General features: G+C 59.8%; 1 pseudogene. It reads left to right on the forward strand.

The annotated features are described in order from the left end of the window. Window positions 1-165: 165 nt before the first annotated feature. Window positions 166-408 (forward strand): annotated as a pseudogene (locus EOA32_RS37965) (sugar ABC transporter substrate-binding protein); the annotation flags it as partial.

The following is a 408-nucleotide window of genomic DNA, read 5'->3' on the forward strand; positions in this document are numbered from 1 at the left end:
TCCTTGGTCGGCGAACTGGTGCCGACCAAGGACAACAAGCAGGAACTGGTCTCCATGATCGTGGGAGCCTGATCCGTCCGAGATTTGGGGACTGTTGCGGTCCGCAAATGCCTGAAGCGACTTCCGCCGGAAGACGCCTCAATCCAAGGGAGGAATGGAATGCCAATGAACCGAAAACTGTTCGCTGGGCTGGCGATCGCCGTTGCGTGCGCGATGCCGGCTTCGGCCGCCGACAAGATCAAGGTCGGCCTGATTACGAAATTCCCGGTGCCGTTCTACTCGACCATGGAGGACGCGGCCAAGAAATACGCCGCCGCTCATCCTGAAGTCGAGTTGGTCACCGGCCAGGGCCAGGCGGCAACCGACATCGAGGGCCAGATTGCCCTGATCGAATCCATGATCACGCAA

The organism is Mesorhizobium sp. M1A.F.Ca.ET.072.01.1.1 (assembly GCF_004023325.1).
Classification (GTDB): domain Bacteria; phylum Pseudomonadota; class Alphaproteobacteria; order Rhizobiales; family Rhizobiaceae; genus Mesorhizobium.